Annotated in this window: 13 protein-coding genes; 10 read left to right on the top strand and 3 right to left on the bottom strand. The window is 73.0% G+C overall.

All coding sequences use genetic code 11. The annotated features are described in order from the left end of the window. Position 1 precedes the first annotated feature (1 nt). The 5 genes from pcaH to Q8A52_RS09800 all read left to right on the top strand — a co-directional run bounded on the left by pcaH (position 2) and on the right by Q8A52_RS09800 (position 4,731). On the top strand, positions 2 to 775 hold the full coding sequence (gene pcaH / locus Q8A52_RS09820) for a protocatechuate 3,4-dioxygenase subunit beta (RefSeq protein WP_316750165.1): 774 nt from the start codon (positions 2 to 4) through the stop codon (positions 773 to 775). A gap of 6 nt (positions 776 to 781) precedes the next feature. Further along, positions 782 to 1,387 (top strand): protocatechuate 3,4-dioxygenase subunit alpha, encoded by a 606-nt coding sequence (gene pcaG / locus Q8A52_RS09815; RefSeq protein WP_316750163.1) that lies wholly within the window; start codon positions 782 to 784, stop codon positions 1,385 to 1,387. Further along, complete coding sequence (pcaB, locus tag Q8A52_RS09810) at positions 1,384 to 2,715, top strand: 3-carboxy-cis,cis-muconate cycloisomerase (protein ID WP_316750161.1); 1,332 nt, start codon at positions 1,384 to 1,386, stop codon at positions 2,713 to 2,715. Before pcaG ends, pcaB begins: the two co-directional genes overlap by 4 nt. Then, positions 2,712 to 3,875, top strand: coding sequence for a bifunctional 3-oxoadipate enol-lactonase/4-carboxymuconolactone decarboxylase PcaDC (gene pcaDC / locus Q8A52_RS09805; protein ID WP_316750159.1), 1,164 nt, complete (start codon positions 2,712 to 2,714; stop codon positions 3,873 to 3,875). Before pcaB ends, pcaDC begins: the two co-directional genes overlap by 4 nt. A 64-nt stretch (positions 3,876 to 3,939) precedes the next feature. Next, the gene (locus Q8A52_RS09800; RefSeq protein ID WP_316750157.1) at positions 3,940 to 4,731 is read left to right on the top strand and encodes an SDR family NAD(P)-dependent oxidoreductase; all 792 of its coding nucleotides are present in this window, start codon (positions 3,940 to 3,942) and stop codon (positions 4,729 to 4,731) included. A 10-nt stretch (positions 4,732 to 4,741) separates the two neighbouring features. Here Q8A52_RS09800 and Q8A52_RS09795 read toward each other — a convergent pair whose 3' ends face one another. Further along, complete coding sequence (locus Q8A52_RS09795; RefSeq protein ID WP_316750155.1) at positions 4,742 to 7,423, bottom strand: ATP-binding protein; 2,682 nt, start codon at positions 7,421 to 7,423, stop codon at positions 4,742 to 4,744. A 182-nt stretch (positions 7,424 to 7,605) separates the two neighbouring features. Here Q8A52_RS09795 and Q8A52_RS09790 point away from each other — a divergent pair, with 182 nt between their 5' ends. The 3 genes from Q8A52_RS09790 to Q8A52_RS09780 all read left to right on the top strand — a co-directional run bounded on the left by Q8A52_RS09790 (position 7,606) and on the right by Q8A52_RS09780 (position 11,159). Next, a complete protein-coding gene (locus tag Q8A52_RS09790; protein WP_316750154.1) occupies positions 7,606 to 8,889 on the top strand; it encodes an MFS transporter in 1,284 nt (427 codons plus the stop codon). A gap of 4 nt (positions 8,890 to 8,893) precedes the next feature. After that, positions 8,894 to 10,042, top strand: a complete 1,149-nt coding sequence (locus tag Q8A52_RS09785) for an anhydro-N-acetylmuramic acid kinase (RefSeq protein ID WP_316750152.1) — start codon at positions 8,894 to 8,896, stop codon at positions 10,040 to 10,042. Between the two features lie 94 nt (positions 10,043 to 10,136). Further along, complete coding sequence (locus Q8A52_RS09780) at positions 10,137 to 11,159, top strand: DUF2510 domain-containing protein (RefSeq protein ID WP_316750150.1); 1,023 nt, start codon at positions 10,137 to 10,139, stop codon at positions 11,157 to 11,159. A gap of 159 nt (positions 11,160 to 11,318) precedes the next feature. Here the strand turns inward: Q8A52_RS09780 and Q8A52_RS09775 are convergent, their stop codons facing one another. Continuing rightward, positions 11,319 to 11,933 (bottom strand): TetR/AcrR family transcriptional regulator, encoded by a 615-nt coding sequence (locus Q8A52_RS09775; protein ID WP_316750148.1) that lies wholly within the window; start codon positions 11,931 to 11,933, stop codon positions 11,319 to 11,321. Positions 11,934 to 12,183: 250 nt separating this feature from the next. Here Q8A52_RS09775 and Q8A52_RS09770 point away from each other — a divergent pair, with 250 nt between their 5' ends. Next, positions 12,184 to 12,978 carry a phosphatase PAP2 family protein gene (locus Q8A52_RS09770; protein WP_316750146.1) on the top strand — a complete coding sequence of 265 codons (795 nt, stop codon included), beginning with the start codon at positions 12,184 to 12,186 and terminating at the stop codon, positions 12,976 to 12,978. Then, positions 12,975 to 13,916, top strand: a complete 942-nt coding sequence (locus tag Q8A52_RS09765; protein ID WP_316750144.1) for a hypothetical protein — start codon at positions 12,975 to 12,977, stop codon at positions 13,914 to 13,916. Before Q8A52_RS09770 ends, Q8A52_RS09765 begins: the two co-directional genes overlap by 4 nt. A gap of 105 nt (positions 13,917 to 14,021) precedes the next feature. Here the strand turns inward: Q8A52_RS09765 and Q8A52_RS09760 are convergent, their stop codons facing one another. After that, positions 14,022 to 14,852, bottom strand: a complete 831-nt coding sequence (locus tag Q8A52_RS09760) for a phospholipid scramblase-related protein (protein WP_316750143.1) — start codon at positions 14,850 to 14,852, stop codon at positions 14,022 to 14,024. Positions 14,853 to 14,896: the final 44 nt, after the last annotated feature.

Raw genomic sequence — 14,896 nt, 5'->3', positions numbered from 1 at the left:
CATGGCTCTCACCCAGTACGACATCGACCAGGAGATGGCGGCCGAACACGCCGCCTACGAGAAGCGGGTCGCCGACGGCGCCCCCGTCGAGCACCATCCGCGCCGCGATTACGCCCCGTACCGCTCCTCGGTACTGCGCCATCCCCAGCAGCCGCCGGTCGCCATCGACGTAGCCAAGGACCCGGAACTGGTGGAGTTGCACTCCCCCGCCTTCGGCGAGCGCGACATCACCGAGACCGACAACGACCTCACCCGGCAGCACACCGGCGAGCCGATCGGTGAGCGCATCACCGTCTCCGGCCGGCTGCTGGACCGCAACGGACGCCCGGTCCGGGGACAGCTGATCGAGATCTGGCAGGCGAACTCGGCCGGCCGCTACGCCCACCAGCGCGAGCAGCACGACGCCCCGCTGGACCCGAACTTCACCGGTGTCGGGCGCACCCTCACCGACACCGACGGCTGCTACCGCTTCACCACCATCCAGCCCGGCCCGTACCCCTGGCGCAACCATCTCAACGCCTGGCGCCCGGCGCACATCCACTTCTCGCTGTTCGGTTCGGCGTTCACCCAGCGGCTCGTGACGCAGATGTACTTCCCGAACGACCCGCTCTTCCCGTACGACCCGATCCTGCAGTCCGTGACGGACGACGCGGCCCGGCAGCGACTGGTGGCGACGTACGACCACAGCCTGTCGGTGCCGGAGTTCTCGCTCGGCTACCACTGGGACGTCGTGCTGGACGGCCCCGCCGCCACCTGGCTCGAGGAAGGACGCTGACCTGCCATGACGAAGATCGACACCAGCAGGCCGGAGAGCGTACTGCCCACCCCGTCGCACACGGTCGGCCCCTTCTACGGATACGCGCTGCCGTTCCCCGGCGGCGGTGACATCGCGCCGGTCGGCCACCCGGACACGATCACCGTCCAGGGCCACGTGTACGACGGTGGGGGCAACCCGCTGCCCGACGCCCTCGTGGAACTGTGGGGCCCCGATCCCGACGGCCGGGTGCCCCAGGTCGACGGCTCGATCCGGCGCGACCCGGCGACCGGCGGCTATCTCGGGCGCAACGGCGTGGAGTTCACGGGCTGGGGCCGGATCCAGACGGACGCCAACGGACACTGGTACGCGCGCACGCTGCGGCCCGGCGCGCTCGGCCGCAACGCGCCCTACCTCAGCGCCTGCGTCTTCGCGCGCGGGCTGCTCGTCCTTCTGTTCACCCGGATCTATCTGCCCGGTGACGAGGCGGCGCTCGCCGCCGACCCGCTGCTCGCCCGGCTGGACGAGGAGCGACGCGGCACGCTGATCGCCGCCGACCAGGGCCGGGGAACGTACCGTTTCGACATCCGCCTTCAGGGCGAAGGCGAGACGGTCTTCCTGGAGTTCCAGTGACCCCTGACGAGTCCGACGCCGGCCTGCTGGCCCCCGGCCGGGCCGGTTCGCCCGCCGAGGCCGCGACCAGCGACACCGCGTATCTGCGGGCGCTGCTGGACGCGGAGGCCGCGCTGACCCGCGCCCAGGCCGGGCTGGGGCTCGCGCCGGACGCCGCGGCGGCCGCGGTGACCGAAGCCACCGACCCCGGCCGCTTCGACGTACGTTCCCTCGCCGAGCGGTCCCGGGGCGGCGGGAACCCGGTGATTCCCCTGGTCGCCGATCTGACCCGGGCGGTCGGCGAGGAGTACGGCCCCTACGTCCACCGGGGCGCCACGAGCCAGGACATCCTGGACACGGCGACGATGCTGGTCGCCGCACGCACCCTGGACCTGGTCCTCGCCGACCTCGCCCGCACCGAGCGCGCGCTGGCCCGCACGGCCGCGGAACATCGCGACACGCCGATGCCGGGGCGCACGCTCACCCAGCATGCCGTACCCACGGCCTTCGGGCTCAAGGCGGCCGGCTGGCGCTCCCTGGTGCTCGACGCCCGGGACCGGGTCGCCCGGGTCAGGGACTCGCTGCCCGCCCAACTCGGCGGCGCCGCGGGGACCTTGGCGGCGTTCGGGGCGTACGGCGCCGCGGACCCGAGTGCGCTGACGCAGGCGTACGCGCGTGAACTCAGCCTCATCCCACCGCTGTTGCCCTGGCACACCTTGCGCACCCCGATCGCCGACCTCGCCGGTGCCCTGGCCTTCACCGCTGGGGCGCTGGGCAAGATCGCCGTGGATGTGCTCACCCTCTCCCGCACCGAGATCGCCGAGGTCACCGAGGGCAGCGGCGGCGGTTCCTCCGCCATGCCGCACAAGGCGAATCCCGTACGGTCCACCCTGGTCGCGGCCGCCGCCCGGCGCGCGCCGCAGCTCGCCGCCACGCTGTACGGGTCGGTGGCGGCGGAGGACGAGCGGCCCGCCGGGGCCTGGCACGCCGAGTGGGAGCCGCTGCGGGACCTGCTCCGGCTGGCCGGCGGTGCGGCCCGTGACACCGCGGAGCTGGTCGAGGCGCTGCGGGTGAACCCGGAGGCGATGCGCGCACACCTCGGGCTGACCCGCGGGCTGATCGTCTCCGAGCGGCTCTCCGCCGAACTGGGGGCCGTCCTCGGCCGCGCCCGCGCGAAGGAACTGCTCACCGAGCTCGCCCGCCGTACCCGCACCGAGGGCGGTACCCTCGCCGAACTCCTCTCCGAGGAACCGGAATTGAAGGGCATCGACCTCGACGAGCTCACCGATCCAGCCCGCAGTACCGGCTTCGCCGGTGCCCTCACCGACCGTGCTCTGGAGCGACGTTGACCAGGAAGCTACTCCACCACCGCACCGAGGGGCCCGCCTCGGCTCCTGCCCTGCTGCTCGGACCGTCGCTCGGCACCTCGTACGCGCTCTGGGACGCGGTCGCGCCCGAGCTGTCCATCACCCACCGGGTCGTCCGCTGGGATCTGCCGGGGCACGGCGGTTCGGCACCGGATCTGATCCACGCCGGGGCCACGGTCGGCGACCTGGCGGAGCTGGTGCTCGAGCTCGCCGACTCCCTGGGCATCGAGCGGTTCGCCTACGCCGGTGTGTCGCTCGGCGGCGCGGTGGGGCTGCACCTCGCCGTACACCGTCCCGAGCGGCTGGAGTCCCTGGCCGTCATCTGCTCCTCCGCCCACTTCAACGGTGCACGGCCGTGGGAGGAGCGGGCCGAGCAGGTCCGCCGGGAGGGGCTGGACCGGCTGGTGGAGAGCGCCGACGCCCGCTGGTTCACGCCCGGCTTCACGGTGCCACGGCTCGTCCAGGATCACCGGGACGCCGATCCGGAAGCGTACGCCGCCTGCTGTGACGCGCTGGCCGCCTTCGACGTGCGCGACCGGCTCGGCGAGATCCTCGTACGGACCCTGCTCGTCGCGGGCCGGCAGGACCCCGCGACCCCGCCCGCCCATCTGCGGGAGATCGCGGACGCGGTGCCGGGAGCCGCCCTCGTGGAGCTGCCCCACGCCTCGCACCTGGCACCCGCGCAGTGTCCGGAGGCCGTCCTGACGGCACTGCGGACCCACCTCGGCGGGGGCGCCCGCCGGGGGATGGCGGTGCGCCGTGAGGTGCTCGGCGATGCGTACGTCGACCGGGCGCAGGCCCGGCAGACCCCGTTCACCGCCCGCTTCCAGGACTTCATCTCCCGGTACGCGTGGGGCGAGGTCTGGACCGACCCGACGCTCTCGCGCCGTGAGCGCAGCATGATCACGCTGACGGCGCTGGTCGCGCACGGTCACTACGACGAGCTCGCGATGCATGTGCGGGCGGCCCGGCGAAGCGGGCTCACGCCCGAGGAGATCGGCGCGGTGCTGCTGCAGACCGCCGTGTACTGCGGGGTCCCGGCGGCGAACTCGGCGTTCGCGACGGCCCAGCGGGTGCTCGCCGAGGAGGAGACCGAGAAGGAGGCAGGGGACGGGCCCGGGGAGGAGTCCGGCCGAGGGTGACCCTGCTGGGCGTAGCTTCAGCGGCACCACGCGACCGACGCCGAAGCGTGCCTAGGGTGGAGATATGTCCACTGTTCTGATCACCGGCGCCACCTCCGGACTCGGCCGTTACGTCGCCTTCGAGCTGGTCCGCTCCGGCCACGTCGTGCTCGCCCACGGCCGTGACCCGGAGCGGACGCAGCGGCTCGTCGAGGAGCTGCGTGCCGAGGGCGAGGCCGAGGGCTTCGTCGCGGACCTCGCTTCGCTCGCACAGGTGCGCGAACTGGGCGCCCGGGTGGCGGAGGCGCGGCCCGGGCTCGACGTGCTGATCAACAACGCCGGGGTGGGCGCAGGGCCGCGCGGCTCCGGCCGTGAGCTGAGCGTCGACGGGCACGAGCTGCGGCTGGCCGTGAACTACCTCGCCCCTGTCGTGCTGACCCGCGCCCTGCTGCCGGTGCTGCGCGCGAACGCGCCGTCCCGGATCGTGAATGTCGGCTCGGTCGGCCAGGAGCCGCTCGACTTCGCCGACCCGGAGCTCACCCGCGGCTACAGCGGCGTGTCGGCGTACTGCCGCAGCAAGTTCGCCCTCGCCGCCCATACGTTCTCGCTGGCCGAGGAGCTGGCGGGCAGCGGTGTGTCGGTCAATGTGCTGCACCCCGCGACCTACATGGACACCGCGATGGTCCGCGAGGGCGGGATCACCCCCTGGAACACGGTCGCGGACGGAGCGACGGGCGTCCTGGCCCTGGCCACCAGGGACTTGGGCTCGGGCGGATATTTCGACGGCACGCGGTCGGCACGGGCGCACGAGGGGACGTACGACCCCGATGTGCGCAAGCGCCTGGAAGCGGTCACCGTGCAGCTGCTGGCGATCTGAGACGGCGCGGTCAGAGCAGTCCCCGGCCCGTCTCCAGTACCTCCCTCGCCTGCGTCACCAGCCCGTCCGCCCCGCACGAGCGCGCGAGTGCCAGGCCCCGGTTGAGCTCGGCGACCGAACGGGCTGCGATCCCGTACTCGACGCGGGCGGCCGCGTGTTCGTACTGGCAGGGCGAGGCCTCCAGATAGGCGACGGCCTGCGCGGCCAGCCGCACCGCGCGCTGCCCGGTCTCCAGGGCGGCCGCACAGCGCAGGGCCTCGCCGATGGCGGTGTCCGTGCCGAAGCGCTCGGCCTGGCGGCGGGCCTCGGTGGCCAGCCGGGCGGCGCGCGGCGGGTCCTGCACGGCCAGGGCCTTGGCGAGGTCGACGGCCCAGGGCGCGAGGACCGGATTGTGGCCGCCCCGGGAGGCCGCCGTCTTCTCGGCCGCCTCCAGTTCGTTGATGCCCTCCTCGGTACGGCCGACGGCGAGCAGCAGCCGGCCGCGCACGGAGCGGGTGTCGGGCAGCACGATCGTCGACGGGTAGGGCGGTGCGAAGCCGTACTGCTCGGCCACCGCCCAGGCCTCGTCCACATGGCCGCGGGCCAGCAGCGTGTCGACGAGCCCGCAGGTCGCCGACCAGTACAGGGGCAGGCCGCGGCCGACCCGTTCGGCCAGTGCGAGGGACTCGCGCAGGATGGTCTCCGCGTCCCTGAGGCGGCCCTGCCGGCGGTAGGCGAGGCCGAGGAACGCGTTCGCCAGGGAGAGGTGGCCGCCGCTCCAGCCCGCGGTGGTGTAAGCGCGTAAGGCCTCGGCGAACAGGCTCTCGGCGCGGTCGAGCCGGTCGGCGTAGGTGTACGAACTGCCCAGCATCATCAGCAGTTCGACGCCCCACTCGGTGTCGGTCCAGCCCAGGCCGGGGGCGAGGCGGCCGTTCACGAGGGCGCGGTCGCACAGTTCGGCGACCTCCTCCACGCTCTCGCCGTGGGTCATGGCGTCGAAGCCGCGCAGGATCAGCAGGGCGCGCTCGGAGTTGTCGCGGCCGGTGCAGGTCCGGGCGAGGTCGGCGAGTCGTTCGGAGCGGCCCGGTGAGGCCGTCTCGCCGTGGATGCCCTCCCACATGAACTGCACGGCCTGCAGCCGCATCCGGGCGGGCCCGGGTTCGTGGCGGGCGGCCTCTGCCTCGACCGTGCGGACGGCCTCCTCCAGCTGGTTGTTGTGGAGCAGCGCCTGGGAGAGGCGGAAGACGGCGTCGACGCGTTCGTCGCCGTCGAGGCCGGGCATGCCGAGCGCGCTCTGCAGATGGTCGATCGTGGTCGCGGGCGCGGTCAGCAGCGTGGCGCAGCCCAGTTCGTAGAGCACACGCGCGTGGACCTCGGGCACGGGCGGTTCGACCAGGGCGCGTTCCAGACAGCGACGGGCCGCGTCCGGGGCGCCGACGGCGAGGTGTTCCCGGGCCGCCTCGCGGAGCTGCTCGACGAGTTCCTCGTCGTCGTCCGGGTGCACCTGGAGGAGGTGCCGGGAGGCCGCGGCGGCACCGCGCCCGGAGTCGGTGACGACCTGGGCGGCGATGCCGTGCATGGCGGTGCACAGGGCCTCGGGGATGGAGTTGTAGACGGCGGAGGCGATCAGCGGGTGGACGAACTCCAGGTCGCCGTCCTCGGGCCGGGCGGCGGCGGGGTCTGGTTCGGTGAGGATGCGGGCGCTGCACAGCAGTTCGGCGCAGCGTTGCGCGTCGTCCATGCTCATGGTGGCGAGCTGCGCGACCAGGTCCACGGTGATGCCCGTGCCGAGGATGGCGGCCGCCCAGGCGAACCGGGTGGCGTCGATGCCGAGGCCCTCCAGCCGGGCGACGAGTCCGCCGCCGCGGGCGGAGCGGTTCAGCGGGCGGAGTTCACCGGCGTGGGTCTCGACCGGCTGGAGGTCGCTGTCCTGCACCTTGGCGAGCAGTTCAATGGTCTCGTACGGGTTGCCGCCGGTGACGGCCCAGACCTCGCGGCAGAACGGGGCGTCGGCGTACCGGCCGAGCGTGGCACGGGTGAGTCCGGCGGTGGCGTCCGGGGTGAGGGCGCTCAGATTGCTGACGGGGCGGCCCGCGGTGGCGGCGATCGCGTCGAGGTAGCGGGCGCTGTCACCGGACACCTCACCGGGCCGGCGGGCGACCACGACGAGGACGGACAGATCGTCGAGGCGCTCGGCGAACGCGGTGAGCCAGCGCAGGGTCTCCTGGTCGGCCCAGTGCGCGTCGTCGACGAGGAGCACCAGCGGCCACTCCCGTTTGGCCAGTCTCCGTACGGCGGCGACCAGGCCGTCGCACACACCCTGCGGGTCGGCCTGCCGCTCGCCGGGTTCCGCTATGCCGAGCGCGGGCCCCGCGATGTCGTACCAGTCGCCGAGGTACTCGCGGGCCTCCTCCGGCATCAGCGAGACCAGCGCGGGCTGCAGCAGCTGCCGTACCACGTTGAACGGGACGGACTTCAGGGTCTCGCCGCCGCGGGTGGACCACACCGTGCAGCCGCGTCGTTCGGCGACACGGCGCGCCTCGGACAGGAGCGCCGTCTTGCCGAGTCCGGCGTCGCCCCGGAACACGAGCAGGTTCCCGGAGGACGAACGGTCCGCGCACAGGGCGTCGAGCGCCTGTGCGACGGCGGCGATCTCCGCGTCGCGCTCCCACAGGGAAGGCGAAGCGGCCACTGGGGGCCGTGCCTCCGTCATCCCGTTACCTCCCCGGTGTCGCCCGAACGACGTACAGACCACGAGCGTAGCCGTCGGATTGGCTGTGTGGAGGCCGCTCCGGGCACGTGTTGCCGCGACGGGTGAACAGGGACGCGTGAGGACGACGTGCCCCTGCCCGGACCTGCCGCTGTGGAGTCGACGGACCGTCAACAGGGCTGGGAATGAAGCTGATTTTCGAAGATCGCCGGACCCCGGAACAGGCGTCGTCCGTAAGGGCGCTGACCGCGGGGTCGGTGGGCAATTTCATCGAGTGGTACGAGTTCGGTGCCTACGGCTATTTCGCGACGGTCGTCGCGCAGAAGTTCTTCACACCGGAGGGCGGTGGCGCGGTCGAGGGGCTGGTGAAGGCATACGCCTCCTTCGCCCTGGCGTTCTTCTTCCGGCCGGTCGGCGCGGCCCTCTTCGGGCGGCTGGGCGACCGGATCGGGCGGCGGCCGGTGCTGATCCTGGTGGTGACCCTGATGACCGGGGCGACCACGCTGATCGGCGCGCTGCCGACCTACGCCACGGCCGGCGCCCTGGCCCCCTGGCTGCTCACCCTTCTGCGGGCCGTTCAAGGGCTGTCCGCGGGAGGCGAGTTCGGCGGCGCGGTGTCGGCGATGACGGAGTTCGCCCCGCCGGGCCGGCGCGGGCTGTACGGCGCGTGGCAGTCGTTCACCGTGGCTCTGGGACTGCTGGGCGGGGCGGGCGCGGCGGTCGCTCTGGCGACCGTGCTGACCGAGGATCAGTTGAACGCCTGGGGCTGGCGGTTGCCGTTCCTGCTCGCCTTGCCGATGGGGCTGGGGGCGTTGTGGCTGCGGGTCCGGCTGGAGGAGACACCGTCGTTCAGGGAGCGGGCGCCGGAAGCGGAGCGCCTGCCCGTGCGCGAGGTCGTGCGGGCCGTCGCGCTGGGGGCCGGACGGGTGATGGGCTGGTCGGCGGCCGGGTACACCTTCCTCGTCGTCCTGCCGTCGTATCTCCAGACCGCGCTGCACGCGGACTTCCGGCAGGCGCTGACCGCCACGGTCCTGGCCAATCTGGGCTTCGCGGCGGCGATCCTCCCCGCGGGCCTGCTCAGTGACCGGATCGGGCGGCGGCCGGTGATGCTGACGGGGGCGGTGCTGGTGGTGGGGGCGGCGGTGCCGCTGTTCAACCTCCTGCAGAGCGAGGGGACTTCGCCTCTCGTGAAGGACGCGGCCCTGTGCGCCGCCGGGGCGGTCGTGGGGCTCATGGCCGGGCCGGGGCCGGCGATGCTCGCCGAGTTGTTCCCGACGCGCGTGCGCTGTACGGGGCTGGGACTCGCCTACGCCCTGTCCAATGCCGTGTTCTCGGGGTGCGCCGGGCTCATCATCACGGAGACGGTGAAGCGCACCGGAAACGTGGACGTGCCCGCGTACTACGCGGCGGCGACCTGCGCGGTGAGCGCGCTCGCGCTCCTCGGGCGCCCGGCCGGGAAGGCGGATTGACCAGGTGCTGGTGATCGGACTGATGTCCGGGACGTCGTACGACGCCGTCGACGCGGCGGCGGCCGAGCTGCGCCTCGGCGGTGACGCGCTCGTCCTGAAGCCGCTCGGGATGGTGAGCGAGCCGTACGACGAGGCGCTGCGGGAATCCCTCGCGGCGGCGCTGCCCCCGTCGGCCGTTCCTCTTGCGGACGTGTGCCGGCTCGACACCCGGATCGGGCAGGCCTTCGCGGCGGCGGCCGTCCGGGCCGATCGTGAACTGTGCGACGGGCAGGCCGAGTTGATCGCCTCGCACGGGCAGACGGTCTACCACTGGGTGGACGGCGGCCGGGTGCACGGGACGCTGCAGCTCGGGCAGCCCGCGTGGATCGCGGAGGCGACCGGGCTGCCCGTCGTCGCCGACTTCCGGCCACGCGACGTCGCCGCGGGCGGCCAGGGCGCACCACTGGTGAGTCTGGTCGACCTGCTGTGGCTGCGGGGCAGGCGGGGCACACCGGTCGCGCTGAACATCGGCGGGATCGCCAACCTCACCGCGCCGGACGGGACGGCCTTCGACACCGGTCCCGGCTGTGCGCTGACCGACGCCGCGGCCCGGGAGTTCAGCGGCGGGCGGCGGGCGTACGACGCCGACGGCGCGCTGGCCGCGCGCGGCCGGGTGCACGGGCCGCTGCTGGACCTGCTGCTGAGCGAGCCGTACTACGCGCGGCCCGCGCCGAAGACCACCGGCAAGGAGCTGTTCCACCCCGGATATGTGCGGGCGGCCGGACTCGACGGCCTGCCCGCGGACGATGTGCTGGCGACGCTCACCCAGTTGACGGCCCGCACGGTCGCGGACGCCGTACGGTCCGTGGGCGCCACGGAAGTGATCGCCTCGGGCGGCGGAACGCGCAACCCGGTGCTGATGGCGATGCTGCGGGACCGGCTGCCCGGGGTGGCGGTGCGCACCTCCGACGAGTTGGGCCTGCCCTCGGCCGCCAAGGAGGCGTACGCCTTCGCGGTCCTCGGCTTCCTCACGGCGCACGGGCTCGCGGGCACCGAACCGGTCAGCACCGGCGCCCGGCATCCGAGCGTCCTGGGTTCGGTGACCCCGGGGCGGGGCGGGCTGCGGCTGCCTGCGCCCGTACGGCACGCGCCGGTGCGGCTGGAGGTGGAGTGACCATGGCCGGGAGAGCACGGTCGCGGACCGTCGACACGCAACTGTTGCCGGGTCCTCTCATCCGGCTTTCACCGACGCCTCATACGGTGGGGGCATGACGCAGGTGACTCCTCCCGGGTGGTACCCCGACCCCGGGCAGACGAATGACGGTCCACCCACCGAGCGCTGGTGGGACGGCAGGGCATGGACGGACCAGACCCGCCCCGCCGGGTCGGCGGCCGCCTGGGGTCCCCCGACGCAGCCGCAGGGCACCGGGCCGTACCCGGCCTACGCCGGCCACTCCGGGTATCCCGGGTATCCCGCCCAGCCGCCGGCCGGCTCCCGGCGCGGTCTGCGCACGGGGATAGCCGTCGCGGTGGCCGTCGCGGTGCTCGCGAGCATCGGGGTCGGCGTGTACGCCCTCTCCAAGCACGACTCCGGCGGCCGCGACCGGGCCGGTTCGCAGCAGGGGCAGGGCGGCCCGGGCGGCCGTGGCGGTCCCGAGGGACAGAACGGCGGGCAGGGCGGACCGGGCGGCGGCTCCGGCGGTTCGGGCGGCTCCGACGGTCAGCCGCCCTCGCCGGGCCAGTCCGAGGCTCCGAAGGTCGAGGGCGGTGGCAGCGTGCCGGACCCGATCAACGGGATCAGTCTGCCCGTGCCCGAGGGCTGGACCGGGCAGGGCCTCACGGTGGGCGCACAGGTCACGTCGAACAACTCGTACAAATGCCCTGGTGACGTGTCCGAGAAGTGCACCGCAGGCGGTGCCTACTCGGCGCCCGCGGCGTTGTTGCACAGCAAGGGCAGCACGGCCGAGGAGGTCGCCAAGGCGGACATCGCGGCGAACGCCAAGGAGTCCTACGGCGGCACCACTTACGGGAGCATCACCTCGCACGAGGTGCTTGCCTCCAAGGCGGTCACCGTGGCCGGGCAGAAGGGCTATCTGGTCCGCTGGAAGGCGGTCACCAGCAAGGGCGCCGACGGCTGGGTCGAGTCGCTCGCCTTCCCCTCCCCGGCGCGTCCCGATCGGATGGTCGTGGTGCGCTTCGGCGTCGACGTCGGGCAGAAGCTGTCGGTCATCGACGAAATCACCAAGGGGATCAAGGTGTCGTCCGGCGGCGGCATCGGCCAGAACGTCTGACTCCCCGGGCCGGCCCGCCCCGGCACATGATGCGGCCGGGTGGGGTGCCCCTCCGCTCAAGAGGAACCCCACCCGGCCCAGGGTGCGCGCCGCCCCCGTCCCCACGGTGCGGCGCGAACAGGTCACCGTCCAGTCATCCCGTGGACGGCGGCCTGGGTCTCAGGTCAGCCCGAGCGAGGGCAGCACGGCGGCCTCCACGAACCGGACGAGATAGTCGGAATCGGCGTACTGGCCGCTCAGCACGGGCCGTACGCGCAGCACCCCGAACATCATGGCGGGGATGTACTCGAGCGCCGGATGACCGGCCCTCACCTCGCCCCGCTCGACCCCACGCCGCAGGATCTCCTGGAGTGCGGCGATCTCGGGATCGACGAGGGCCTCGCGCAGTGCCTGCTGCAGCTCGGGGTCCTGGGTGATCGCGTGACTGAGGGCCTGCAGCAGCCGGGTGTCCTTGCCCGACCAGTCCCCCGCGTCCCGCGCGGCCTGGCGCAGGTCCTCCGCGAGTGATCCGGTGTCGATGCCGCCGAAGCGCGCCTGACGGTTGGACCGCAGCGCCGCGGCCACGAACTGGGGCTTCGTCTTCCACTGGCGGTAGAGCGTGGACTTGCTGCACCGGGTGCTGGCGGCGACGCCCTCCATGGTGACGGAGTCATAGCCGCACTCACGGATCTGTTCGAGCACAGCGTCGAAGAACTCCCGCTCACGCTCGGGCGTGATCTTGGAGCGGCGCGAGGCGGCGACCGTCTCCGGTCCGTCCGCGGCCTGCGACGTCATGCGCTCTCTCCTCACTCGTGTGCGACTCGTGCGCCCTGCCGTTGCTCAAGGCTGCCTGAAGCGGTCCTCAAGCGCGGCTTCGAAACCTGTAACCAGTGTGTCCTACGTCTATCGATACGCCAGTGTACCGGTACCCAAGCGTATCGGTACACTGGCGTATCGGTACGGAGACGTATCGATGAGTTCGGGCCGTGGCCCGGGTCTCAGCACGCACCACCACACGCACCGCCGTCAGCGAAGGGGCCGGGGGATGAATGCCCGCACCGAGCCTGCAGAACCCGAGCCAGGAGCCATAGCCAGGCCTCCGCTCGGCCGTGAACTCCTGCTCGTCGCAGGGCTCTTCCTCGTCTACAAGCTCGGCCGCCGGCTGGCCACGGGCCATACCGGCGAGGCCCTGCACAACGCCCACCGCGTGTGGGACCTGGAACGGGCGGTGCACCTTCCCGGTGAGGGCGACGTGCAGTCCGCGCTGCTGCACAGCGGCACCCTGGTGCACCTCGCGAACACCTACTACGCGACCGTCCACTTCCCGGCCACCCTGGCCTTCCTGGTCTGGCTCTATCTGCGCCGCCCGGCGCACTACGTCTGGGCCCGGCGGGTCCTCGCCGCGGTCACCACGGCCGCCCTCGTCCTGCCCTTCACGTTCCCGCTCGCCCCGCCGCGCATGCTGGCCGCGACCGGCCTGGTGGACACGGCGCAGCTGTACGGCCCGTCGGTCTACGGCCCCCCGCAGACCGACCACCTCTCCAACCAGTACGCGGCGATGCCGTCGCTGCACTTCGGCTGGGCCCTGATGGTGGCGATCGGGCTGATCGTGGCGACCCGGTCCCGCCGGCGCCTGCTGTGGCTGCTGCATCCGGCGATCACCCTCGCGGTGATCGTGGGCACGGCCAACCACTACTGGCTGGACGCGATCGTCGCCACGGCCATGCTGGGTGTCGCGCTCGCCCTCATCCACCCGCCGCACCGCACGGCGAGTACGGCGGGACGGGGCACGCGCACGCTCGTACCGGAGGAGCCCGTCCTGGTGGGAGCGGCCCGATGAGCGCCGTCCTGGTCGCCGTCGTCCTGTCGTTGGTCTCGGCCGTCGCCTACGCGGCCGCCGCGGTGGCCCAGGAACGGCTCGCCTCCCGCGGCCCGGACGGAGGCCTGCTGCGGCTGCTCGGCACCGGCGCGTGGTGGTCGGCGGTCGGGCTGAACGCGGGCGCGGCACTCCTGCACGTCGTGGCCCTCAAGTACGGCCCGCTGACCGTGGTGCAGCCACTGGGCGCGCTCACCCTGGTCGCGGCGGTCCCGATGGGGGCACGGGCGGCCGGGCGGAAGGTCAGCACGGCCGAGTGGCGGGGCACCGCGCTGACGCTGCTGGGGCTGGCCGCCCTGCTGGTGACCGCCTCGGGTCCGGCTCCCGATCGGGTGCTGAGCCTCACCGAGGCGGCGGCGGTCGCCGGTACCACCGCCGCCCTGATCGGCGCGCTGTCCTGGCCCGGCACCCGGCCGGGTCTGCGGCACGCGACGGCGTCCGGCTTCGCCTCCGGTGTTGCCTCGGCGCTCACCCAGACGGTGACCGTGGCGGCGACGGACCGCACGGGCCCGGTGCTCAGCGTGGAGGTGGTCGTGGTGGCGCTGCTCGTCGCCGCGTTCGCCACCGGCGGGCTGCTGCTGTCGCAGACGGCCTACCGCGGCGGCCTCGGCGCCCCGCTGGCGGTCGTGACGCTCGCCAACCCCGTGGCGGCCGCGGTGATCGGCCTGACACTGCTCGGGCAGGGCCTGCAAGGCGGTGCGGCGGGCGTGCTCCTGGCGCTGGCCGGGGCGGGGCTGGCGTCCTGGGGTGTGGTGCTGCTGACCCGGCAGACGCCCGCGCCGGTCGGGAACGACGAGGAGCACCCCGTGGCCGCGGTGCTCGCGCTGGAGCCGGGAACCGCCTCGCCCGAACCGGCCCTGGTGCCGCGGCGACCGGAGCCCGGACAGCTCACCGCGCTGTAGCGACTCCCCCGACACGACACAAAGGCGGCGGCCGGTGCGTGCGAATCCCGCACGCACCGGCCGCCGTTGCCGTTGCTCGGCTGTATCGGCGCGGACCCGGCCGGGTCAGCCCAGACCCCGCGAGTCCTGCTTGAGCGCCGTGTCGACGGTCAGCGCCGTCGCCACCACGAGGCTCAGCAGCGGCTCGGGGAGCTGGTAGTGGATCTGCAGGACGTAGTTGTCCGCGGTCGTGAACAGCGTCTTGGCGAGGCCTTCCCAGGTCTTGGTGATCCGGGCGACCTCGTTGTCCGCGTGGTCGACGATCGCGAAGTTCCACGCCCGCCAGTTCTCCGCCTTGATCGCGCCGACCTGCTGGCCGTTCGCGTTCATCGCGAAGTTGATCTTCCCGATCATGTTCTTCTGGACGATCTCGCCCACCGGCGAACCGTCCGGACGCGACACGATCACACGCGACTTGAAGAACTTCGCCGGCCGGGTCAGCAGCAGCTGCGGCTGGCCGTGGGCGTCGCGGATCTCCAGCTTGTGCGTCAGGAACTGGTCGAGGCTGGAGACGAACCGCAGGATCTTCTTCAGCACGCCCTGACCGACCTCGGTGACCGAGCCGATCTGGTTGCCGTTCTGATCCATGACCTTGTACTCGTTGGTCAGCTCGATCAGCTTGGCCTTCTGGTTCACCACCAGGACGGGCTCGGTGAACAGGGTGCCGCCGCCGGGGCCGCCCCCAGCGACCCCGGCCTGCTGCTGCACCTGACGCTGCACCCTCGCGTCGCCGCCCGCCTGGTGCGGAACGGCGGCCTGCGGAGGAGCCTGCTGAGTGCCCTGCTGGGCCGGGCTGGTGTGGTCGGTCCACTGCGCGCCGTCCCAGTAGCGCAGCGTCTGGGCTGCCCCGTGGGGGTCGGGGTACCAGCCTGCAGGAGTGTTCGATTGCGTGGTCACCGGGGCACACTACCCTGAGCCAACCAGTACCTGACCAGTCCCCA

Source organism: Streptomyces herbicida, assembly GCF_032656585.1.
GTDB lineage: Bacteria > Actinomycetota > Actinomycetes > Streptomycetales > Streptomycetaceae > Streptomyces > Streptomyces herbicida.
Note: the sequence above shows the minus strand (reverse complement) of the source record. Positions and strands in the feature narration are given on the sequence as shown.